At 71.5% G+C, this 20,636-nt stretch carries 21 protein-coding genes; 7 read left to right on the forward strand and 14 right to left on the reverse strand.

All coding sequences use genetic code 11. The features are described from left to right. Positions 1-23 precede the first annotated feature (23 nt). A complete protein-coding gene (locus P1K31_RS08195) occupies positions 24-995 on the forward strand; it encodes an oxidoreductase (RefSeq protein ID WP_276302842.1) in 972 nt (323 codons plus the stop codon). Here P1K31_RS08195 and P1K31_RS08200 read toward each other — a convergent pair. From P1K31_RS08200 to P1K31_RS08215, 4 genes are all read right to left on the reverse strand, one after another. Beyond that, entirely contained in the window at positions 992-1,330 is a 339-nt protein-coding gene (locus P1K31_RS08200) for a DUF8152 family protein (protein WP_276302843.1), read from the reverse strand. The genes P1K31_RS08195 and P1K31_RS08200 overlap by 4 nt on opposite strands. An 89-nt stretch (positions 1,331-1,419) precedes the next feature. Then, positions 1,420-1,581, reverse strand: a complete 162-nt coding sequence (locus P1K31_RS08205; protein ID WP_276302844.1) for a hypothetical protein — start codon at positions 1,579-1,581, stop codon at positions 1,420-1,422. Positions 1,582-1,625: 44 nt separating this feature from the next. Next, positions 1,626-4,055 carry a dihydropteroate synthase gene (gene folP, locus P1K31_RS08210; protein ID WP_276302845.1) on the reverse strand — a complete coding sequence of 810 codons (2,430 nt, stop codon included), beginning with the start codon at positions 4,053-4,055 and terminating at the stop codon, positions 1,626-1,628. 68 nt (positions 4,056-4,123) lie between these two features. Further along, positions 4,124-4,702, reverse strand: a complete 579-nt coding sequence (locus P1K31_RS08215) for a hypothetical protein (protein ID WP_276302846.1) — start codon at positions 4,700-4,702, stop codon at positions 4,124-4,126. Positions 4,703-5,047: 345 nt separating this feature from the next. Between P1K31_RS08215 and P1K31_RS08220 the strand changes: the two genes are divergently transcribed. Further along, complete coding sequence (locus P1K31_RS08220) at positions 5,048-5,560, forward strand: twin-arginine translocation signal domain-containing protein (protein ID WP_276302847.1); 513 nt, start codon at positions 5,048-5,050, stop codon at positions 5,558-5,560. Positions 5,561-5,782: 222 nt separating this feature from the next. After that, complete coding sequence (locus tag P1K31_RS08225) at positions 5,783-6,151, forward strand: hypothetical protein (protein WP_276302848.1); 369 nt, start codon at positions 5,783-5,785, stop codon at positions 6,149-6,151. 52 nt (positions 6,152-6,203) lie between these two features. Here P1K31_RS08225 and P1K31_RS08230 read toward each other — a convergent pair whose 3' ends face one another. From P1K31_RS08230 to purN, 3 genes are all read right to left on the reverse strand, one after another. Beyond that, positions 6,204-7,172, reverse strand: coding sequence for an alpha-ketoacid dehydrogenase subunit beta (locus tag P1K31_RS08230; protein ID WP_276302849.1), 969 nt, complete (start codon positions 7,170-7,172; stop codon positions 6,204-6,206). Beyond that, a complete protein-coding gene (gene pdhA / locus P1K31_RS08235) occupies positions 7,162-8,238 on the reverse strand; it encodes a pyruvate dehydrogenase (acetyl-transferring) E1 component subunit alpha (protein ID WP_276302850.1) in 1,077 nt (358 codons plus the stop codon). Before pdhA ends, P1K31_RS08230 begins: the two co-directional genes overlap by 11 nt. A 195-nt stretch (positions 8,239-8,433) precedes the next feature. Beyond that, positions 8,434-10,044 carry a phosphoribosylglycinamide formyltransferase gene (gene purN, locus P1K31_RS08240; protein ID WP_276302851.1) on the reverse strand — a complete coding sequence of 537 codons (1,611 nt, stop codon included), beginning with the start codon at positions 10,042-10,044 and terminating at the stop codon, positions 8,434-8,436. A gap of 156 nt (positions 10,045-10,200) precedes the next feature. Here purN and purB point away from each other — a divergent pair, with 156 nt between their 5' ends. The 3 genes from purB (at position 10,201) to P1K31_RS08255 (ending at position 13,606) form a co-directional block, all read left to right on the forward strand. Continuing rightward, entirely contained in the window at positions 10,201-11,610 is a 1,410-nt protein-coding gene (gene purB / locus P1K31_RS08245) for an adenylosuccinate lyase (protein WP_276302852.1), read from the forward strand. An 82-nt stretch (positions 11,611-11,692) separates the two neighbouring features. Next, positions 11,693-12,319, forward strand: a complete 627-nt coding sequence (locus P1K31_RS08250) for a phosphoribosyltransferase (protein WP_276302853.1) — start codon at positions 11,693-11,695, stop codon at positions 12,317-12,319. 909 nt (positions 12,320-13,228) lie between these two features. Next, positions 13,229-13,606 carry a DUF5518 domain-containing protein gene (locus P1K31_RS08255; protein ID WP_276302854.1) on the forward strand — a complete coding sequence of 126 codons (378 nt, stop codon included), beginning with the start codon at positions 13,229-13,231 and terminating at the stop codon, positions 13,604-13,606. 13 nt (positions 13,607-13,619) lie between these two features. Here P1K31_RS08255 and P1K31_RS08260 read toward each other — a convergent pair whose 3' ends face one another. The 7 genes from P1K31_RS08260 to P1K31_RS08290 form a co-directional block, all read right to left on the reverse strand. After that, positions 13,620-14,792 (reverse strand): M20/M25/M40 family metallo-hydrolase, encoded by a 1,173-nt coding sequence (locus P1K31_RS08260; protein ID WP_276302855.1) that lies wholly within the window; start codon positions 14,790-14,792, stop codon positions 13,620-13,622. A gap of 5 nt (positions 14,793-14,797) precedes the next feature. Then, the gene (dapF, locus tag P1K31_RS08265) at positions 14,798-15,643 is read right to left on the reverse strand and encodes a diaminopimelate epimerase (RefSeq protein WP_276302856.1); all 846 of its coding nucleotides are present in this window, start codon (positions 15,641-15,643) and stop codon (positions 14,798-14,800) included. Next, positions 15,640-16,872, reverse strand: coding sequence for a diaminopimelate decarboxylase (gene lysA / locus P1K31_RS08270; RefSeq protein WP_276302857.1), 1,233 nt, complete (start codon positions 16,870-16,872; stop codon positions 15,640-15,642). Before lysA ends, dapF begins: the two co-directional genes overlap by 4 nt. Beyond that, a complete protein-coding gene (locus P1K31_RS08275; protein ID WP_276302858.1) occupies positions 16,869-17,705 on the reverse strand; it encodes a 2,3,4,5-tetrahydropyridine-2,6-dicarboxylate N-succinyltransferase in 837 nt (278 codons plus the stop codon). Before P1K31_RS08275 ends, lysA begins: the two co-directional genes overlap by 4 nt. Beyond that, a complete protein-coding gene (dapB, locus tag P1K31_RS08280; RefSeq protein WP_276302859.1) occupies positions 17,692-18,435 on the reverse strand; it encodes a 4-hydroxy-tetrahydrodipicolinate reductase in 744 nt (247 codons plus the stop codon). Before dapB ends, P1K31_RS08275 begins: the two co-directional genes overlap by 14 nt. Continuing rightward, on the reverse strand, positions 18,432-19,355 hold the full coding sequence (gene dapA / locus P1K31_RS08285; RefSeq protein WP_276302860.1) for a 4-hydroxy-tetrahydrodipicolinate synthase: 924 nt from the start codon (positions 19,353-19,355) through the stop codon (positions 18,432-18,434). Before dapA ends, dapB begins: the two co-directional genes overlap by 4 nt. A 258-nt stretch (positions 19,356-19,613) precedes the next feature. Then, positions 19,614-19,874, reverse strand: coding sequence for a hypothetical protein (locus P1K31_RS08290; RefSeq protein ID WP_276302861.1), 261 nt, complete (start codon positions 19,872-19,874; stop codon positions 19,614-19,616). Between the two features lie 135 nt (positions 19,875-20,009). On the opposite strand from P1K31_RS08290, the gene P1K31_RS08295 reads away from it, so the two are divergent. Then, complete coding sequence (locus P1K31_RS08295) at positions 20,010-20,507, forward strand: LabA-like NYN domain-containing protein (RefSeq protein WP_276302862.1); 498 nt, start codon at positions 20,010-20,012, stop codon at positions 20,505-20,507. Positions 20,508-20,636: the final 129 nt, after the last annotated feature.

Genomic DNA, 20,636 nt, shown 5'->3' on the forward strand with positions numbered 1-20,636 from the left:
GCGCCCCGCCAAGGGCCGACGGCATGGCTACGAACGACTGGACGGCGGATCGACTGCCCGACCAGAGCGGGAAAACGGCCGTCGTCACGGGTGCGAACGGCGGACTCGGCTACCGGGTGACGCGCGAACTCGCCGCCCGCGGCGCGACCGTCGCGATGGCATGCCGGAGCGAGGAGCGCGGCGAGCGCGCCCGGCGACGCGTCCGCGCCGCGTTCCCCGACGCCGACCTCGACCTCCTGACGCTCGACCTCGCCGACCTCGACTCCGTGCGCGCGTTCGCGGGGGCCTTCCGGGAGGCCCACGACGACCTCCACGTCCTCGTCAACAACGCGGGCGTGATGCACACGCCGTACCGCCGGACTGCGGACGGCTTCGAACTCCAGTTCGGCGTCAACCACCTCGGGCACTTCGCGCTCACCGGCCTGCTACTCGACCGCCTCGCGGCGACAGACGGGACGACCCGGGTCGTCACCGTGAGCAGTCTCCTCCACGGGCGCGGCACGCTGCGGCTCGATACGCCCGACGAGGAGTCGTACGACCGCTACGAGGCCTACGCCGGGAGCAAGCTCGCCAACCTGCTGTTCGCCTACGAGTTACAGCGCCGCTTCGAGGCGGCCGACCTCGACGCGCTGAGCCTCGCGGCCCACCCCGGCTGGGCCGCCACCGGCCTCCAGCGCGCCGGCCCCGAGATGGAGGGCAACCGGCTGCGGGCGCGGCTGATGGACCTCGGAAACGCCCTCTTCGCCCAGTCGGCGGCGCGCGGCGCGCTCCCGATCCTGTACGCCGCCGCCGGCTCGCCGGTCGAGGGCGGCGCGTTCTACGGACCGCGCGGTCCGGGACCGCTCCAGTACCAGGGACCCCCCGACCGGGTGACGTCGAACGCGAAGTCCCACGACCGGACCGCCGCCCGACAGCTCTGGATCGCCTCCGAGAACCTCACGGGAGTTCGCTATGACTTCGAGGGGGCAAAGGAGGCGGAACGGGCGGCGCGCTAACCTTCCCCGCCCTTCCGGCCCGAGCTACCGGGGTCGTCGGACCCGCCGGATCCATCGGGGCCGTCGCGTTCGTCGAGTTCGTCGAGCAGCGCCCGCGCCGCCTCGACGTGCGCGTCGCCCTCCGGGTGGCCGGTCCCCTCGACGTGCGAGAGCAGCGTCCGTACCTGGTCGAGGCGGCGCTCGACCGCCGCCTCCGGCGCGTCCCCGCGGGCGACGTCCGCGGCGACGGCCTCCGCCTCGCCCAGCCAGCGGTTCGCCGTCCGATCGAGCGGGAGGTCCGCCGTCGCTTCGAGGCGGGCGTGCAGGCGTTCGAGGAGTGGGCGGTCGTCGTTCATACGGTCTATCTGATGCGTCGTCGGACCGAAACGGGTTCCGGCGCACTAGTGACTCTGGACGTCGCGCGCCGCGAGGGACAGGGGGGAACCTACCGGTACCGCGGGAGGTCGACGACGAGATCCGAGGAGAGCCACCCGTCGACGTTCCCCTCCTCGATGATGACCGTCCGCTCCGGACGCGTCCGGCAGGCGACCGCTCTGACCTCGCGGTCGGACGCGGCGTCGATCCGTTCGGGCCGTGAAGTGCTCACGGCCCGATTTAGGGCGGCCTAAATATAAGCGTTGCAGGTTCGGTTCAGAACCGGTCGGGGTCGGTCGCCGCCAGTTGCGTGCGGACGGCGGCGACGTTCTCCGGGGCGTCGTGGACGCGGATGATGTCCGCGCCGCGCTCGGCGGCGACGGCGGTCGCCGCGATCGTCGGCGCGAGGCGGTCCGCCGAATCGCAGCCGACGAGGTCGAACATCGACTTGTGGGAGTGGCCCACGAGCACCGGACAGCCGAGCGCGTGGAACTCGTCGACGCGCCCGAGCAGTTCGAAGTTCTCGCGCCGGGACTTCCCGAAGCCGATGCCGGGGTCGACGATGATCTTCGAGCGGTCGAGGCCCGCCTTCTCCGCCAGGAGGACGCGCTCGGTGAGCGCGTCGATGACGTCCTCCACCACGTCGTCGTACTCGACGGTGGTGTCGGGATCCACCGGTGCCTCGATGCTGTGCATGACGACGATCGGGACGTCGTACTCGGCGGCGACGTGGCGCATCTCGGGGTCCTCCAGCCCCGAGACGTCGTTGAGCACGTCCGCGCCCGCCTCCAGGGCGGCCCGGGCGACCGACGCCTTCCGCGTGTCCACGGAGACGAGCGCGTCGAGGTCCGCGAGGCGCTCGATCACCGGAACCACCCGGTCGATCTCCTCGTCCACGGGGACCGGCGTCGCGCCGGGGCGCGTCGATTCGCCGCCCACGTCGAGGACGTCGACGCCCGCCTCGACCATCGCCTCGGCCCGCTCGACCGCCGCCTCGACCGAGTCGTACTCGCCGCCGTCGTGGAACGAGTCCGGCGTGACGTTGACGATACCCATCACGCAGGGGCGCTCCTCCCACGGGTAGCCGTGGCGGTTCGGGTCCGCGTCCACGGCGAGCGCGTCGCCGAGCGCGTCGCCGAGTTGCGTCAGGCCGTACGGCTGGCCGTCGAGCTTCTCGCGGAGGCGCCTGTGTTGAGCGAGCGTCCCCATCAACACCACGTCGACCGGTTCGCGGTCCTGCGAGGAGAGCCCCGAGACGGCGCACTCGCCGCCGAGGCTCAGCATCTCCTCCTTTATGTACTGCGCCTGCCGGGGCTGGACGCGCGTCTTGAGGACGCGGTGGACGCCCTTCCCCCGCATCCGCCAGACGCCGGAAGCGGTCACGTCGGCGTCCTCGAGCATCGCCCGCGCCTGTTCGAGGTTCCGCACGCTCTTCGGGATCTCGACGCGCGTCCACCGTTCGCGCGCCTCCGCGACCGTGTAGAGCGACCCCGTGACGAGCACGCAGTCGTCGGGCGCGGCCGCGTCGAGGGCCGCGTCGAGCGCGCCCGCGACGTCACCCGACTCGACCACCTCACCCGCCTCGCCCGCGAAGACCCGCGCCAGCGCGGAGGGCGCCTCCGCGCGGTCGAGATCCGGGCGGCAGGCGTAGACGTAGTCCGCGCGGGGGAGCGCCTCGGCCATCCCGGGGTGATCCTTGTCGCTCATCGCGCCGAAGACGAGGTGGAGGTCGCCGAAGGCGAACTCCGCGAGCGTGTCGGCGACGCTCACGCAGCCGCCGGGGTTGTGCGCGCCGTCGAGCACCGTCAGCGGTGCGCGCGACATCACCTCGAATCGCCCCGGCCAGTGGGCGTTCTGGAGTCCGCGGGCGAGGGCCGTCTCGTCCACGTCGGCGACCGCGCGCGCGAGGGCGGCCGCGACGCCGGCGTTCGTCGCCTGGTGCGCGCCGAGCTGCGGGAGGCGCACGTCGACCGACCAGCCGTCGCCGGTCAGCGAGACGCGCCCCTCGAGCGCCTCGCGACCGTCGTACCGAACGACCACGTCCGCGTCGCCGTCCCCGACGGTGACCACGTCGACGTCCGCGGCCGCCTCGCGGATGGCGTCGAGCGCGCGGCCCGTCGTCCCGGTGACGAGCGGCCCCTCGCCGGCGACCTGCGCCTTGTCGCGGGCGATTTCGTCCACCGACTCGCCGAGCAGGTCGGTGTGTTCGAGCGTCACGCTCGTGACGGCGCTCGCCGCGGGGGAGACGACGCTCGTCGCGTCGTACCGGCCGCCGATGCCGACCTCCAGCACGGCGACGTCCACCTCCTGTCGGGCGAACTCCCAGAGCGCGAGGACGGTCATCGTCTCGAAGAACGTCGGGCAGTCGCCGCGGCCCGCGGCGTCGAGGATTGGCTCGCGCGCCGCCTCGACGAACTCGACGACGGCCGCCTTCGTCACCTTCCGGCCGTTCACGCGGACGCGCTCGCGCACGTCCGAGAGGTGCGGCGAGGTGTACAGGCCGACGTCGAGGCCCGCCTCGCGGAGCGTGCGCTCGACCATGCGCGCGGTGCTCCCCTTTCCGTTCGACCCCGCTATCTGCACGAACTCGACGGTCTCGTGGGGGTCGCCGAGCGCCGAGAGCAGCGAGCGGGTGGCGTCGAGCCCCTTCCGCGAGGGGTACCGACGGAGGTCGAAGAGGAACGACGCCGCCTCGTAGAACTCCATACTCGGATGCTTCCGAGCGGGCCGCTTTAGCCTGTCGAAGCATCCGCTGCCGATCGACCGCGCTCCACTCACGTGCCGTCGAGACGCGGCTCCAGTCGGGCGCGAGGCTCGCGGTGGTCGGCGAGCGCGCCGTGCGTACACGCGAGCGAGAGCACGAGGCTGTCGCTCGCGAGCACGACGGCCGCCGCCGGCGGGAGCCCGACGTACGGGGCGACCCCCCACAGCGCCGCGCAGGCGAGGTACGCCAGTGCCAGCCAGGGGTGGCGCGTCCGAACGAGGTACGTCCACGTCGAGTAGATCCGCATCGCCGTGGACGGCCACGTCGCCGGGGCGTCGAGCGCGAAGTGGAGCGCGCGCTCGTCGGGGTAGCGGCGGAGCTCATCGGCGGCGACGAACAGCTCGACGTGCGCGTAGCCGAACAGCGCGAGCGTGACGAACGCCCACGCCGGCGCGACCGGGAACGTCACGAACGCGCTCCCCGCGAGGCCGAGCGCGGCTATCGACAGCGCGGCGGCTACGAGGGCGAGCCGCGACGGCCAGCCGGTACGATCGAGGCGGCGGGCGACGGACCGCACGCGCGCGCTACGGCTGAGCCACAGCGTCGCGTAGGGGAGCGCGACCGCACCGAGCGCGACGGCGAGGAGCATCCGACGGAGAGGACGACGCGGGGGCGCAAAAGCGTAGGCTCGGCCGACGGGGTGCCAGGGCGGGCAGGCGGCACGGCCGCTCCACGGGTCGCTGTGCCGCGCGACCGCAGGACGACCCGTGGCGGGTGTCAGCGCACGGGGACGCTGGCCGCGCTCTCGGATATAAAGGTTCGCCGGGGCAACGATCGATGGAAAAGTCAATCAGGAACGATAACCGATGAAGATCGACGAACTACGATCCCCTAATGGTATGTAATCTCGAATAACATATCAAATAATGAGGGCTTGTTAAGGGGCTGGCGGGCGTTGGAACGAATGCCCACGGCGCGTGGGAAGGTGATTCCAATGAGTGACGAACCTACCGAGACAGTGTTCGACGAACCGTCCCGCCGGTCGTTCATGAAGAAGGGTGCGCTCGCCACCGGTGCCGCGATGGTCGGCCTCTCCGGAACGGGCTCCGTGGCGGCGCAGCCCGACGAGTCGGGCCAACAGTTCAAGGCGTTGATGTACGCCAACGACTTCCACCCGAATCAGCAGTTCCGGTTCGTCTCCGGCGTCATCGACTACGCGCCCGAGGAGATCGACATCGCGCTGTTCAGCGATTTCAACACCCGGCTCATCGAGTACGTGAGCACGGGCGAGACGGTGCCGTTCTTCCCGGCGCAGTCCGCCGAGGCCGAGATGAACACCGTCTACGACCTGAGCGATAGCTTCGCCCTGTTCGAGAACAACGAGGACGGCGTCATCAACGTCAGCTACAGCCCCACCGAGGACCAGACGGTCGGCGGGGGCGGCGGCAATCAGACCGGCGGGAACGACACGAGCACGAACAACACGAGCACGAACAACACGTCGTAACGGCGGTTTCCACACCCCCGGTCGAAGTTGATACTATTTTGATGGTCTGACGTTCTCGCCGCGGCCGTGCGCGGGTCACTGAGCATGGTTCGAGGCAGGCGTCGGATCGGCGATCCGGTCGGAGGCGGGAGCGAACGCCCAGATCGGAGTGAAGTCTCCGACGCGCGGCGGCGACGCGTACCGGAAGGTTTGTCCCGGAGAGGAGGCGTGACTACGCCGAGGATGGCACGCGATCGATACACCTTCACCGTAGAGAGAGTCGGTACCGGACCCGGAGGATACCGGGAGGCGTACGGGTTCGCGCCGAGCTTCGCGGTCGAACTGCTCCCCGACGAGCGGTACCTCGCGTACGACCGGTTTCGTCAACAAGTGGACGACGGCTGTTCGCCGTCCCATCCGATCTCGACGCGGCGGCGGGCGTTCACCGACCTCTTTGAACCCGGGGAGGAGGTCACCCTGGCCGAAGCGGAGCGGCGGTGTGCCGAGGTCGACGACGTGCTCGTCGACCTGACGCACTGGGTCGAGGGGCTCTCGCTCCGCGATCCCGACGCCGCCGCGCGGCGAGGGAGCGGGCAAGGGGAGCGCGGGTAGGGTCGCCGGTGGCCGGGGTGCCTGGAGGTCGGGAGTGATGGGAACGACGGGATCAGAAGGTCACCGCGCGCTCGATGCCGTCGAGTATCCGTCCCCGGTCCGGGAGGTACCGCTCCTCGCGTCCGAACAGCGGGAAGGGGAGGTCGTACCCGGTCACCCGCTGGACCGGGGCTTCGAGGTAGAGGAACGCCTCCTCGTTGAGTCGCGCAGTGATCTCCGCCGCCATCCCCGCGGTCCTCGGCGCTTCGTGAACCACGACGCAGCGTCCGGTCTTTCGGACCGACTCGACGACGGTGTCGGTGTCGAGCGGGGAGATCGTGCGGAGGTCGATCGCCTCGACGCTCGCCTCCGCGTCCTCGATCGCGCGGAGCGTCTCCCACATCATCGCCCCCCAGCTGATCACCGTGACGTCCTCGCCCTCCCGGCGGACGGTCGCCTCCCCGAGGGGAACGGCGTGCTCGCCCTCGGGGACCGCCTCCCTGAACCGCCGGTAGATCCGCATCGGTTCGAGGAAGACGACCGGGTCGGGGTCCCGTATCGAGGCGGTCAGCAGCCCCTTCGTGTCGGCCGGCGTGGAGGGAACGACGACCTGTATCCCCTGGACGTGGGCGTAGCCCGCCTCGAAGCTCTCGGAGTGGTGCTCCAGCGCGTGGATGCCGCCGCCGTAGGGTGCGCGCACGGTCATCTGGCAGTTGAAGCTCCCCCGCGACCGACTCCGGAGCCGGGAGACGTGCTGTTTCAGCTGGTGGAACCCCTGGTCGATGAAGCCGGCGAACTGGATCTCCGGAACCGGCTTCAGCCCGTACGTGGCGAGTCCGACGCCCGTCCCGATGATCCCGGCTTCGGCGAGCGGCGAGTCGTAGATCTGGTCGGGGTACTTCTCGATCAACCCCTGCGTCGCGCGGAAGACGCCCCCGTTCACGCCGACGTCCTCCCCGTAGACGATCACGTCCTCGTCGCGCGATAGCTCCTCGTCGAGGCCCTGTCGAACCGCCTCGACGACGTTCAGGTTATTCGCCATCGTTCGCCCTCCTGAACGCCGCGAGCTGCGCCTCCAGGTCCGGCGTCAGCTCCTCGTACACGTGCTCGAACATGTCCGCCGCGTCGAGGGCGTCCATCATCTCCCGCGTCTCGGCGAAGGCCTCGTCGGTGTCGCTCGCGATCTCGCTATCGAGTTCCGCGATCCGCTCGTCGTCGAGGACGCCCCTATCCCGCAGGTAGCGCTCGAACCGCTCGATGGGGTCCCGCTCGGCCCACGCCTCCTCCTCGGCCTCGTCCCGGTAGACGGAGGGATCGTCCGCCGTCGTGTGCATCGACCGCCGGTAGGTGACCGCCTCGATCATCCACGGTTCGCCCTCCCGCGCCCGCTCGAGCGCGTCGGCGGTGACCGAATAGACCCCGAGCACGTCGTTTCCGTCCACCTGCACCGCCTCGATCCCGGCGGCGATGGCCTTCTGCGCCAGCGTCTCGGCGTCCGTCTGCCGCGCTCTCGGTACCGATATCGCGTACTGGTTGTTCTGACAGAAGAAGACCGCGTGGGCGTCGAACACCCCCGCGAAGTTCATCCCCTCGTAGCTGTCGCCCTGGGAACTCGCCCCGTCGCCGAAGTAGACCAGCGTCGCCGCGGGGTCGTCCTTGATCTCCTGGGCCCAGCCGATCCCCGCCGCGTGCGGGACCTGCGCCCCGACCGCGATCGACGGAGGCATGTTGCGCTCCCCCTCGGGGATCACCGCCCCCTCCTCCATCCCCGCGGTGTAGGCGAGGATCGTCGCGATCGGCGTCCCCCGGGTGAGGTACGCGGGGTGCTCCCTGAAGCTCGGAACCATCCAGTCGTCCTCCCGGAGCGCGAACGCGCTCCCGACCTGCGCCGCCTCCTGACCGACCGCCGGCGCGAACGTCCCGATCTCGCCCCGCCGCTGCAACGACACTCCCTTCTCGTCGAGCGCCCGCGAGCGCTTCATCGATTCGTACAGCGCGAGGAGTTGCTCGTCGGAGAGGTCCGGTTCGAGGTCCTCATCGACCGTCCCGGCCGCCGAGAGCACCTCGACGCGGTCGACGTCGAACTCCGCAATTGTTTCCCGGGGCATACCGCCCGAAAGTTGTGGCCACGACGTTGTATACGCTGTTCTCGTCGGAGAGAGGGACGGCCGTCGGTGACGTACCGTCCGCGGTGAGGTTCGGTCGATCGGACGCGAAACCGAGGAGGGGTCGGAGGGCGATCCCGGCGACCGACGCGTCCCCACACTCCGCTCCCGCCGTTGGCCACCGCCGTTCGCCACCCCTCAGTCGTGCTTGAAGGAACGAACCCCGGTGAACGCCATCGCGATGCCGAGGTCGTCGCAGGCCTCGATCACGTCCTCGTCGTTGACCGATCCGCCGGGCTGAACCACCGCCTCGACGCCGTACTCGGCCGCCGTCTCGATCCCGTCGGGGAAGGGGAAGAACGCGTCCGAGGCCATCACGGCACCGCGCGCGTCCTTGCCCTCGGCGTGCTCCTCGCTCTTCGTGCCCGCGAGGCGGACCGCGTCCACGCGCGAGACCTGCCCCATCCCGACGCCGACCGTCTCCGTGCCCGTCGCGAAGACGACGGCGTTCGACTTGACGTGCTTGACGACCTTCCAGCCGAACAGCATCCCCGCTATCTCCTCCTCGGTCGGCTCGCGCTCGGTGACGACCTCGAGGTCGTCCGCGGTGACGGTCCGCAGGTCGCGCTCCTGGACGAGCCGACCGCCGGTGACGTGCTTCTCGACGAGGCGCTCGGACCAGCGGTCGCGCTCGCCCGCGCGTCCGTCGGCGGACGAACCGTCGAACTCGCCCACGTCGAGCACGCGGAGGTTCTCCTTCCCCCGGAGCACGGAGAGCGCGTCGCCCGCGTAGCCGGGCGCGACGACGACCTCCTTGAACGAGTCGACGATCCGCTCGGCGGTGGCGGCGTCGCACTCGCGGTTGAGCGCGACGATGCCGCCGAAGGCGCTCATCGGATCGGTCGAGAGCGCCCGCGCGTAGGCGTCCGCGAGCGAGTCGGCGGTGGCGCAGCCGGCCGGGTTCGTGTGCTTGATGACCGCGGCGGCCGGCTCGTCGAACTCCTTGATCAGGTTCAGCGCGCCGTCGGCGTCGTTGTAGTTGTTGTACGACAGCGCTTTCGCGCCCTCGTTCAGCTGCGGCGCGCCGACGACCGTCGCCTCCTCGCAGGTGAGGTCGGCGTACAGCGCGGCGTCCTGGTGGGGATTCTCGCCGTAGCGGAGCGCGTCGAGGCGGTCCTCGCCGACGAGCCGCCGCCGGGGGAGCGCCCCGGACTCGTCGCCCTCGACGCGGACGTCGTCCTCGGTCACCTCGACGCGCCCCTCGGCGACCGCCCGCACGGCCCGCGGGTAGGCGCGGAACTCGGCCTCGTAGAGCACGCGTTCCTTGAGCGTCTCCGCCGTGTCGTCCTCGTAGACGGGGACCGGCTCCTGGGCGACGACGGGGCCGGCGTCGACCTCCTCGGTGACGACGTGGACGGTGCAGCCGGTGACGCGGACGCCCGCCGAGAGTACCTCCTCGTGGGCGTTCGTGCCGGGGAACGAGGGGAGCAGGGAGGGGTGGACGTTGAGCGTGGGCGGCGCGGCGTCGAGGAACTCGCTCGTCAGCACGCGCATGTACCCGTCGAGGCAGACGACGTCGAAGTCGTAGTCGGCGAGGGCATCGAGGATCCGCCGCTCGTGGGACTCGCGCGACTCGCCCTCCCTCCGCTCGACGCTCTCCGTCGGAATGCCGCGCTCGGCGGCGGCGTCGAGCACGGGGGCGGCGGCGCGGTTCGAGAGGACGACCGACAGCGACGCGCCGCCCGGCGCTCGGTCGTCTACGTTCAGCAGGTTGCGCCCGCGATTGCTCGCCATGCCCGCGATCTTCATGTGTGTCAGGGCCGGGGGGAGGCCCAAAGCGGTGTCGGTTCGAGTGCACAGTCATGCAGTAGACCGACGGCCCTCCCCCATCCGATATACGCGAACGTGTACAGATGATCCGGCCACTTCGACACCCTTTTTCGCCCGGTGCGCACACCCCCCGGTATGCGAACGTCACTCGACGCCGTCTCGCCGCTCGACGGGCGCTACGCATCGAAGACGGCCCCGCTCGTCCCCTACGCGAGCGAGTCGGGCCTGATGCGCGCCCGCGTGCGGGTCGAGGTGGAGTACCTGCTCGCGCTGGCCGACCTCGACGTCACGCCGCTCTCGATCGGCGCGGACGACCGCGCCGCGCTCCGGGCGCTGTACGAGGAGTTCGACGCGGACGACGCGGAACTCGTCAAGCGGATCGAGACCGAGGGCCACGGCGAGTTCGCGGCGACCAACCACGACGTGAAGGCCGTCGAGTACTTCGTCCGCGACTCGTTCCCGGAGTACGGCCCGTGGATCCACTTCGGGCTGACGAGCGAGGACGTGAACAACCTCGCCCAGCGGCTGCTCGTCCGCGGCGCGGTCGAGGCGGCGCTGCTGCCCGAACTGCGCGCCGTCCGCGACGACCTCGCCGACCTCGCCCGGGAGCACCGCGACCTCCCCATGCTCGCGCGGACGCACGGCCAGCCCGCCACGCCGACCACGTTCGGCAAGGAGATGGCCGTCTACGCCGCCCGCGTCGGGCGGGCGGTCGCCGCGATCGAGGGCGTCGAGCTGGCCGGGAAGCTCGCCGGGGCCTCCGGGACCTACGCCGCCCACAGCGTCGCCTACCCTGAGGTGGACTGGCGGGCGTTCTCGCGGGCGTTCGTCGAGTCGCTCGGGTTCGCCCACCTCCCGCTCGCCACCCAGGTGAACCCCTGCGACGACCTCGCCGAACTGTTCGACGCGTTCCGCCGGGTTAACGACGTACTACTCGACCTGGACCGCGACGCGTGGCTCTACGTCAGCGACCGCTACCTCGGCCAGGAGGCCGCCGCGGGCGAGACGGGCAGCTCGACGATGCCCCACAAGGTCAACCCCATCGACTTCGAGAACAGCGAGGGGAACCTCTCGAAGGCGAACTCCGACCTCGGATTCCTCGCCGACTACGTGACCACCTCGCGCCTCCAGCGCGACCTCTCAGACTCGACCGTGAAGCGGAACGTCGGCGCGGCGTTCGCCCACTGCCTCATCGGCTACGCGAAGCTCCGGACCGGGCTCGGGAAGGTCGTCCCCAACGAGCGCGTCATGCGCGAGGAACTCGAGGCCACGCCCGCGGTCGTCGGCGAGGCGGTCCAGACGATCCTCCGCCGGGAGGGCCACGGGGACGCCTACGAGCGGGTGAAGGCGCTCACGCGGGGGCGAGAGGTGACGCTTGAGGACTTCCGGGCGCTGTTCGACGACCTCGAGGTGGACGAGTCCGTCCGCGACGAACTGCGCGCGCTCACCCCGGCCGGATACACCGGCCTCGCGAGCGACCTCGTGGACGAACTGGACGGGACCGACGCCCCCGCCTCCGACGACCCCGACGACCCCGACGACTGAACCGGAGCGCGCCGGCGAGCGCGCTCGAGCCGGCAAAAGGGTCATACGCCGCTGTCCCGTAGTTCGCACGGGTGAACGACTCGTGTTCACGGACCGCACGGACGGGGGACGACAGCTCGCGGAGGTGCTCGAATCGCGGGGCGTCGAGGCCGACATCGTCCTCGCGATACCGCGCGGCGGCCTCCCGGTGGGGCGGGCCGTCGCGGACGCGCTCGACCTCCCGCTCGACGTGGTCGTCGCGCGCAAGCTCGGCGCGCCAGGGAACCCGGAACTCGCTATCGGGGCCGTCGGGGCCGACGGCGCGACGTGGATCAACGACGACCTCGTCGCCAGACTGGGCGTCACGGAGGACTACCTGGAGGACGAGCGCGAGCGGCAGGCCGAGGCGGCGCGCGCCAAGGCCGATCGCTACCGCGGGGACGGGTCGGGGTTCGACCTCCACGGTAAGACCGCGCTCGTCGTGGACGACGGCATCGCGACGGGCGCGACGGCTCTCGCCTGCGTCAGAACGACGTACGCCGCCGGTGCCGAGCGGGTGATCGTCGCCGCACCGATCGCCCCGCCCGACTCCGTGGAGATGCTCGAGGGGGAGGCCGACGACGTGATCTGCGTCCAGACGCCCGCGTACTTCGGTGCAGTCGGTCGGTTCTATCGGGAGTTCGGACAGGTCCCCGACGAGGAGGCGGTGGAGTATCTCGACCGGGAGTGACCGCCCCCGACCCGGCCTGCGCAGGCAGCAGAACTACCTGTTCGCGTCACTCTCTCGCGGTCGAGGGAGGGGACCCCGAACCGCACCGTCGGGACCCCCGTCACGCAGGGTTCGACCCGATAGTCGGTTTCGCGCGGGCACCGTCGGTCGTTCGAGGGGGAGTGCGTCGCTCTTCGCGGCGGTCGGTAAGCGCTCGCGGGGGGACAAACCCCCGAGAGCGAGAACACAGGTGGGGATGGGAAGGCTTGCAGCGGGGCGGTCGCCCCGAGGTCGCACGTGGGATGCGAAACCCGCTCGGCGTCGGTGTCCACTAACGGACATCGGACGGCACAAACGGCTTTTCCGGGATGCAAGCGCGCTGTGACAGGGGTGCGAGCGGCCTGCCACAGTCCCATCGGACCATGGAAACTGCTGTACAATAGTCCTTTTGACTGTTTCAGGGGGTAGTAGGTGTCTACTCCGTCCGGACGCGAGCGGTGGTTCGTTTCGAAGCGATCCGATCCGGACTCGAGGCACGTGACGGCCGCGACGAACGCAACGACCGTATTTGACACGACGTTCCGGGGTTAAACCACCTTTATTGAACAACCCGAATAAATACCCCTCGGCCGTGAGCCCGTTCGGTCGGGTGCCGGCCGCATGGCGTGTCCGCCTCCGTCATCCTCGGGTGCCCGTTCCTCGGGCCGAGTCACAGGTGGGGAACGAGGGAGCGGACGCGAACGACGCCGGCGCTCGATCCGGGGGCACCACCGCCTCCGTGGCGACTCCTGCTTCGACCGTATCCCCCAGCGGACGCCCTCAGTCCCTCGACTCCCCCTCGTCGGGACCGGTTCAGTGGGATCGTTCCAGGGGCGGCGTCGTCACGCGAGGACAGACAGTATATATAGCTGGATACTGATCATCGGGACGATGACGAGAGGTGGGACGCTGCTCAACGCCGCGATCGGCGCTGTCGTAACCGTCGTGTTGTCGTTCGTCCCGCTGTCGCCGATCCTCGGCGGCGCGGTGGCGGGGTACCTCCAGCGGGGGGGCCGCCGCGAGGGCGCGAGCGTCGGGGCGCTGTCGGGGGTATTCGCCTCGCTGCCGCTCGTGATCGCGCTCCTCCTTCTCAGTAGCTTCCTCGCGGTCGTCCCGGCTCTCGACGCCGTGACGCCCGCCGTCGGTGCGATCGGCGTCGCCCTCGCCGTCGGCGCGTTCCTCGCGGTGGCCGCCGTCGCGGCCCTCCTCGGCGCGCTGGGCGGGTTCCTCGGCGTCTACGTCCGGGAGGAGACGCGCGTCGGCGCGTAGCGGTCAGCCGGCGTCACGCGCGCAGCGTCGCGAGCGCCTCGCGGAGGATCTCGCTCGCCCGCTCTACCTCGCTCCGCCTGACGTACTCCCGCCGGGCGTGGGCCACCGGTCCCTCCTCGTCGGCGAGCACGCCCGGTCCGAAGACGACCGTCGGCTCCGGCGCGAAGTACGACGCCTCCGTCGCCGCACCGAACGGGCGCGTCTCCCCCGCCCCCACACCCCGCAGCGCCGCGACGAGCGGGTGCTCCGGGTCGGTGGCGAACGCCTCCAGGAACGGCGTCTCCCGCTCGGTGAGGGAGAACTCGCAGTCGGTGTCGAGGGACGCGAGGTGGTCGTTCAGCGCGCGCTCGAACCCGCCGGCAGTCTCCGGCGGGACGCTCCGGCGGTCCACGTCCACGCGGCACGAATCGGGGACCTGGTTGACCGCCTCGCCCCCCCGGATCCGCGTCGGCGTGAGCGTCGGCTCGCCGAGGTCGGGGTGCGCGGGGGGGCCGCGCGCGCCGTCGAACGTGCGAAGCGCGCCGAGGACCGCCTCCGCGGCCGCCACGGCGTTCACGCCCGTCTCGGGTTCCGCGGCGTGGGCCGCGACCCCGCGGATCGATATCGACCCCTCGAACCGGCCGCGCGCGGCGGTACAGACGTCGAGGCCGGTCGGCTCTCCCACCACGTACAGGTCGCCGTCGAGCGTCGGCGCGAGGGCGGCCGCCCCCGCCGAGGTGGTCTCCTCGTCCGGCGTCACCGCGAGCGTGAGGCGGGGACCGTCCGGCGCCGCGGCCGCGAACGCCGCGACCATCGCGGCGAGGGGACCCTTCGCGTCACACGCGCCGCGCCCCCGGATCACGTCGCCCGCCGCGCCCGCCCCGCTCGACGCGCGCGCGCCGCCGTTACCGCCACCACCGTTCCCGCTCGGCCCCCGCTCGTTCGGCTCCTCCGCGCCGGTTCCGGGCACCGACGCGCGGCGCTCCATCGGGACGTGCGGCGGGACCGTATCGAGGTGCGTGTTGAGCACGAGGTGTGGGCCTCCCTCGCCCTTCGCCGCGAGCACGTTGCCCGCCCCGTCGACGCGCGGCCCCTCGCCGGCGGCGCGGAGCGTCTCGACCAGCAGGTCGCGCATGTCGTCGACGGACTCGTGGGAGGGCGTCCGGACGGCGCGTTCGTGGAAGGAGAGCGGATCGATCTCGCCCATCGGTCTCAGGCGCGCCGCGGCCGGGCCGGGGACAGTTCCGCGTCGAACTCGTGGACGACCGGCCCGGCGAGGTACGCCCGCCCGTCCTCGAAGGAGACGGTGAGGTCCCCGCCCGGCGGTCGGATCGTGACGGGGCCGTCGTCGATGCGCCCGGCGCGGCGCGCGACGGCCGCGACGGCGACCGCGCCCGTCCCGCAGGAGCGAGTCTCCCCCTCGACGCCACGCTCGAAGGTGCGCTGGCGGAACCCGCCGCCGTCGTGCTCCGACGCGACGGTGACGTTGGCCCCGTCCGGGAACGCGTCGTGGTGACGGATCACGGGGGCGACCGCCTCGAGGTCGACCGCGTCCACGTCGTCGACGAACGCGACGGCGTGGGGTACCCCCGTGTTGACCGCCGTGACCGCGAGGCCCGCGAGCGGTTCGTCCACCATCGGCCCGTCGCGCGCGACGGGGACGGCCGCCGGATCGAACGTCGGGCGACCCATCTCGATGGTCACCTCGTCGTCGCCGACGACGGCGTGGCGCGTCCCGGCCGGGGTGTCGATCATCACCTCGTCCCGGCCGGTGCGGTCCGCGGCCCAGGCGGCGGCGACGCGCGCGCCGTTGCCACACATCGAGGCGACCGAGCCGTCCGGCTGGACGAGCGTCATGATGACCCGCGGCGGGTCGAAGGCGGGTTCGAGCGCGAGAAAGAGCGCGCCGTCGGCACCCGAGGGGCCGTCCGGCCCCTCGATGCCGGATGTTCGGTCGCAGTAGTCCGTTGCGAACCGCCGTCGGTCCGGGACCGAGAGGTCCGCGTCGACGACGATGAAGTCGTTGCCGGTTCCGTGGTACTTCGCTACAGGGATCATTGTTCTACTCGTGCTTCGAGCCTGGTAAGGTCGGAGAGCGTCTCGCGGCGGACGAGGGGGTCGCCCGTCGCGGAGACGACGGCGGGACGGGGACGGGAGTTGTACTGGCTGGCCATCTCGTAGGCGTACGCGCCGGCGTTCCCGACGGCCAGCGGGTCGCCGCGGGCGGGCGCGGGGAGCGGTCGGTCGCGGGCGAGCACGTCCGCCGTCTCGCAGATCGGTCCCGCGACGAGACAGCGGACCGACTCGCGTGCGGCCGCGTCGGGCGCGAGGCTACGGATGTGGTGGTACGCGTCGTACAGCGCGGGGCGGAGCAGCGTCGTCATCCCGGCGTCGCATCCCGCGACGGTCGTCTCGGGCGTCTCGGTGACCGCGGTGACGCGCGTCAGGAGGACGCCCGCGTCCGCGACGACGTAGCGGCCGGGTTCGACGGCGAGGCGCGCGCCGGGGTCGCCGAACGCCTCGCGGGTCGCGCGCGCGACCGCGTCGAGGTCGAGCGGCGGTTCCTCGGGGCGGTAGGGGACGCCGAAGCCGCCGCCGACCGCCGCGAAGTCGAGGTCGCCCACCTCCTCGGCGAGCGCGCTCGTCCGGCGGACGAGTTCGCGGTGCGCCTCGAGCCCCTCGCCGGAGATGCCGCTCCCGGCGTGGGCGTGGAGGCCGACGAGGTCGAACCCTCGACGCCGGGCGTCGGCGCAGAGCGCGGCGGATCGGTCGTAGGGCACGCCGAACTGCGGGGCGTCGCCCGTGACGACCTTCTCGTGGTGGCCCGCGCCGACGCCGGGGTTGACGCGCACGCAGAGGCGGCCGTCGTAGCCGCGCTCGGCGACGCGGTCGAGGGTGTCCGCCGAGTCCACCGTGAGCACGAGGTCGTGCCCGCGGGACGCCTCCACCACGTCGTCCAGGTCGCGGGCGGGCGGGTTGACGGCGGTGTAGCGCACCCGGCGGCCGGGCACGCCCGCGTCGAGTGCGCGCCGCACCTCGCCGGCGGAGGCGCACTCCGCCCCGAGGCCGGCGTCGCGGACCGTCTCGAGGACCGCGCGGGTCGCGTTCGCCTTCACGGCGTAGCTCACGTCCGCGTCGGGAAAGGCGGCGAGGAGGCGCGCCGCGTTCTCGCGGACGCGGTCCAGGTCGAGGACGTAGAGCGGCGTCTCGAACTCGTCGGCGAGCGCCCGGAGCCGGGCGGCATCCCAGTCCGTGAGCCGACGCACCGCCGCTCCCGTCCCCGTCATTCGCGCAGCGCCCCCTCCCGTTCGCTGGCCTCGAGCGTTCGGTCCTCGATGTGCGTCGCGACGACGGCCGGCTTGTACGCCCCGCCGTCGAACAGGTCGTGGTCGCCGACGCTCGACTCCACGAACCGCGTGAAGGCGCGGCGCTCTGGCGGCAGGTGACCGTACACGACCTCCTCCTCGACGAGGTCGTAGACGGGGATGCGCGGCGTGAGGAGCGTGTTCTCGCCCACGACGCCCCCCTCGCCCACGACGAACCCGGAGGTGACCCGGCAGCCCGCCCCGAGGGAGACGCCGTCCTCGACGATCACGGGCGCGTCCTCGACGGGTTCGAGGACGCCGCCGATCAGCGTGTTCGCGCCGAGCTTCACGTCGCGTCCGATCTGCGCGCAGGAGCCGACCGTGTCGCAGGAGTCGACGAGCGTGCCGTCGTCGACGTACGCGCCGACGTTGACGAACGACGGCGACATCATGATGGCGTCGCCGCCGACGTACGCGCCGCGGCGGATGACGGTGCCGTCGGGCGTGTTGCGCGTGCCGCGGGCGGCGAGGTCGCGCGTCTCGCGCAGCGGGAGCACGTCGTGGTAGGTGACGTCGCCGTACCGCCGCGGGCGCGTCTCGCGCAGGGCGAAGTTGAGCAGGATGCCCCGCTTAACCCACGGGACGGCCCGCCACTCCGCGGGCGACTCCCGCTCAGCGGCGCGCACCTCGCCCGCCTCCAGCGCCTCGAGGAAGGCGTCGAGCGTCGCCAGCTCGTCGAGCCCGGCGTCGCCCGCGGTCAGGCCGCTCTCGTATCGATCCCACAGCTCGCCTACGTCGGTTTCAAGCGTCGTCATTCAGCACCTCCGAGAAATCGTACCAGCCCGCCTCGCGGCCGGCGAGCCACGCGGCGGCGTCGAGCGCCCCCGCCGCGAACACCCGCCGGCTCTCGGCGCGGTGGGTGAGCGTCAGCACCTCGTCGTTGCCCGCGAACAGCACCTCGTGCTCGCCGCGGACGTCGCCCGCGCGCCGGACGTGGACGCCCACCTCGCCGTCGCCGCGCAGGTGCGCGCCCCGACGGCCGTGGACGCGCTCCGCCGCGGTCTCGCGCGCCTCGTCGACGGCGTCGAGCAGGCGGTTCGCGGTGCCGCTCGGCGCGTCGCGCTTGCCGCGGTGATGGGTCTCGGTGAGTTCCACGTCGTAGCCCGGGAGGGCGGCGACGGCCTCGCGGACGAGGCCGAGCAGGACCGCGACGCCGCGGGAGAAGTTCGGGGCGTGCAACACGGCCACCGACTGGCTCGCCCCCCAGAGCGCGTCGAACTGCCCGTCGTCGAACCCCGTCGTCCCGACGACGGCCGGGACGCCCGCCTCCGCGCAGGCGGCGACGGTCTCGACGCTCGCCTCGGGAAGGGTGAAGTCGACGACCGCGTCGGGGCGCTCGTCGGCGAGGACGGCCGCGAGGTCCTCGGGGCCGTCCTCGACGGCGTCGGAGCGCGAGACGGGACGGACGTCCCACCCGCGTTCCTCGGCCGCCTCGCGGACGGTCCGCCCCATCCGCCCGGTCGCGCCCGTGACGACTACCCTCATGGTTCTGTCTGTCGCGCTTGTACTTCTCGGGGGGTATTCCTGTCGAGAGCGGCGAGGATTGCGGAGAGTTCCTCGCGGTTGCCGTCGGTCAGCGGCGAGAGCGGGGGGCGCATGCGCTCGGGCATGTATCCCCGCATCGCCATCGCCGCCTTCACCGGGATCGGGTTCGTCTCGGCGAACAGCGCGCGGTTGAGCGGGCCGAGTTCGTGGTGGAGCGCGCGCGCCCGCTCGAAGTCGCCGTCGAGCGCCGCGCCGACCATCGCGCAGACGCGCTCGGGTTCGACGTTGGCGGTGACGCTGATGCACCCCGTCGCGCCGATGGCGAGCATCGGGAGGGTGAGCGCGTCGTCGCCCGAGAGGACGGTGAACGCCTCCTCGCGCGTCCCCTCGATGACCCGGGTCACCCGGGTGAGGTCGCCGCTCGCCGCCTTGTAGCCCACGACGTTCTCGTGGCGAGCGAGCGAGACGGCCGTCTCGACGGCGATGTTGCGCCCCGTGCGTCCGGGGACGTTGTAGATGATCTGCGGGAGGTCGACGGCGTCGGCGACGGCGCGGAAGTGGCGCTCCATTCCCGCCGGTTCGGGCTTGTTGTAGTACGGCGAGATGAGGAGCAGGCCGTCGGCCCCCGCGTCGGCGGCGCGCCCGGCCAGCGAGACGGCCTCGTGGGTGGCGTTGCTCCCCGCGCCGGCGACGACGGGAATCTCACCTACGGCCCCGGAGACCGTCTCGATGACCTCGATGTGCTCGTCGTGGGTCATCGTAGCGCTCTCGCCGGTCGTTCCGACGGGGACGATGCCGTCCACGCCCGCCTCCTCCAGTCGGCGGGCGTTCGCGGCGAGCGTCTCGTGGTCGATGCGGTCGTCCTCGGTGAACGGCGTGGTGAGTGCGGGGAAGACCCCGGTGTACGGTTCGTGCGTCATGTGCTGTGATCTGGTGTGGTGTGTCGGTGCGCTGGATGCGCGGCTCTCGTTCGGTACGCGTCGAAAACAGCCCGCGACGGAGTGCCAGCCCGCCGTGAACCCGTCGCTCTACGCGCGTTTGCGACGGGTACCGTCCGCACTCCCGCTCCCGCGGGACGTGACGTGCATGTGCGTTCGAGGGGACGCCACCTATTTAGGGGTTGTGCCGCGCGCCAATTCTGCCGGCGGGCGAGGCCGACTCCGGGTCCCGATCGGGTCCTACTGCGACAGGGGGACGACGTTCTCGTCCTCGATAGTGTAGACGCCGCCGACGGTGCTCGGGGGGTAGTAGTCCACCTCCGCGTCCCCCTCGGCGGCGGCCTCGGTCTCCATGTCTTCGGGTCTGCGCACGCATCGGATCCACCCGTTGTGGAGGATAGTGACCGTCTCGTACGTCATCTCCTGCTGGTCCTCGTTGAACTGGTTGTAGAGTTCGACCAGCACGTCGCCCTTGGCCGGAAGCTGGAAGTCGCCGGACATACCCACCAGTCGGACAGTTCGACCCATTAAGCCTGCGTTCGCCGACCGCGACCGTCGGCCGCGGGGCGACCGCGGCGGCGGCGCTCGGTCGCGGCGATACGAAGGTCTATCCCGGAGCGCGGACGAGTCCGGAACATGCCCCCGATCCACCCCGATCAACGCGTCGCCGTGCTCGCCGACGCGCGCAACCTCTATCACTCGTCGCACAGCGTCTACTCGCGCAACGTCGACTACGCCAGCCTGCTCGAAGCCGCGGTGTACGACCGCAAACTGGTCCGCGCCATCGCGTACGTCGTCCGCGCGCACGCGCCCGAGGAGGAGACCTTCTTCGAGGCGCTGGAGGACATCGGCTTCGAGACGAAGATCAAGGAGCTCAAGACCTACAGCGACGGGACGAAGAAGGCCGACTGGGACGTCGGCCTGAGCCTCGACGCGGTGACGCTCGGCCGCCACGTCGACGCCGTCGTCCTCTGCACCGGCGACGGCGACTTCTCGCGGCTCTGCTCGCACCTGCGCCACGAGGGCACCCGCGTCGAGGTGATGGGCTTTCGCCAGTCCACGGCGACGGAACTCATCGAGGCGGCCGACTCGTTCGTGGACCTGAGCGAACGGACGGACAGGTTCCTGCTCTAGCCCCACCACCTTTTGCTGCGCTCGGCGGCTCCGCCGCCTCGCTGGCAAAAGCTGGATCAAAACCCTCCTCACCCCCTCGCTTCGCTCGGGGGTTCGTCGGTCCGCTCGCTCGGCCTTCGGCCTCGCTCA

The organism is Halomarina halobia, assembly GCF_029338575.1.
GTDB lineage: Archaea > Halobacteriota > Halobacteria > Halobacteriales > Haloarculaceae > Halomarina > Halomarina halobia.

Excerpts from the sequence above, each read along its gene's own strand:
- P1K31_RS08195 (WP_276302842.1), top strand. The coding sequence starts at position 24 with ATGGCTACGAACGACTGGACGGCGGATCGACTGCCCGACCAGAGCGGG.
- dapB (WP_276302859.1), bottom strand. The coding sequence starts at position 18,435 with ATGAGGGTAGTCGTCACGGGCGCGACCGGGCGGATGGGGCGGACCGTC.
- P1K31_RS08230 (WP_276302849.1), bottom strand. The coding sequence starts at position 7,172 with ATGGCGAATAACCTGAACGTCGTCGAGGCGGTTCGACAGGGCCTCGAC.
- P1K31_RS08225 (WP_276302848.1), top strand. The coding sequence starts at position 5,783 with ATGGCACGCGATCGATACACCTTCACCGTAGAGAGAGTCGGTACCGGA.
- P1K31_RS08275 (WP_276302858.1), bottom strand. The coding sequence starts at position 17,705 with ATGACGACGCTTGAAACCGACGTAGGCGAGCTGTGGGATCGATACGAG.
- P1K31_RS08200 (WP_276302843.1), bottom strand. The coding sequence starts at position 1,330 with ATGAACGACGACCGCCCACTCCTCGAACGCCTGCACGCCCGCCTCGAA.
- purB (WP_276302852.1), top strand. The coding sequence starts at position 10,201 with ATGCGAACGTCACTCGACGCCGTCTCGCCGCTCGACGGGCGCTACGCA.
- purN (WP_276302851.1), bottom strand. The coding sequence starts at position 10,044 with ATGAAGATCGCGGGCATGGCGAGCAATCGCGGGCGCAACCTGCTGAAC.
- lysA (WP_276302857.1), bottom strand. The coding sequence starts at position 16,872 with ATGACGGGGACGGGAGCGGCGGTGCGTCGGCTCACGGACTGGGATGCC.
- P1K31_RS08220 (WP_276302847.1), top strand. The coding sequence starts at position 5,048 with ATGAGTGACGAACCTACCGAGACAGTGTTCGACGAACCGTCCCGCCGG.
- P1K31_RS08215 (WP_276302846.1), bottom strand. The coding sequence starts at position 4,702 with ATGCTCCTCGCCGTCGCGCTCGGTGCGGTCGCGCTCCCCTACGCGACG.
- dapA (WP_276302860.1), bottom strand. The coding sequence starts at position 19,355 with ATGACGCACGAACCGTACACCGGGGTCTTCCCCGCACTCACCACGCCG.
- P1K31_RS08290 (WP_276302861.1), bottom strand. The coding sequence starts at position 19,874 with ATGTCCGGCGACTTCCAGCTTCCGGCCAAGGGCGACGTGCTGGTCGAA.
- P1K31_RS08255 (WP_276302854.1), top strand. The coding sequence starts at position 13,229 with ATGACGAGAGGTGGGACGCTGCTCAACGCCGCGATCGGCGCTGTCGTA.
- pdhA (WP_276302850.1), bottom strand. The coding sequence starts at position 8,238 with ATGCCCCGGGAAACAATTGCGGAGTTCGACGTCGACCGCGTCGAGGTG.
- folP (WP_276302845.1), bottom strand. The coding sequence starts at position 4,055 with ATGGAGTTCTACGAGGCGGCGTCGTTCCTCTTCGACCTCCGTCGGTAC.
- P1K31_RS08260 (WP_276302855.1), bottom strand. The coding sequence starts at position 14,792 with ATGGGCGAGATCGATCCGCTCTCCTTCCACGAACGCGCCGTCCGGACG.
- P1K31_RS08295 (WP_276302862.1), top strand. The coding sequence starts at position 20,010 with ATGCCCCCGATCCACCCCGATCAACGCGTCGCCGTGCTCGCCGACGCG.
- dapF (WP_276302856.1), bottom strand. The coding sequence starts at position 15,643 with ATGATCCCTGTAGCGAAGTACCACGGAACCGGCAACGACTTCATCGTC.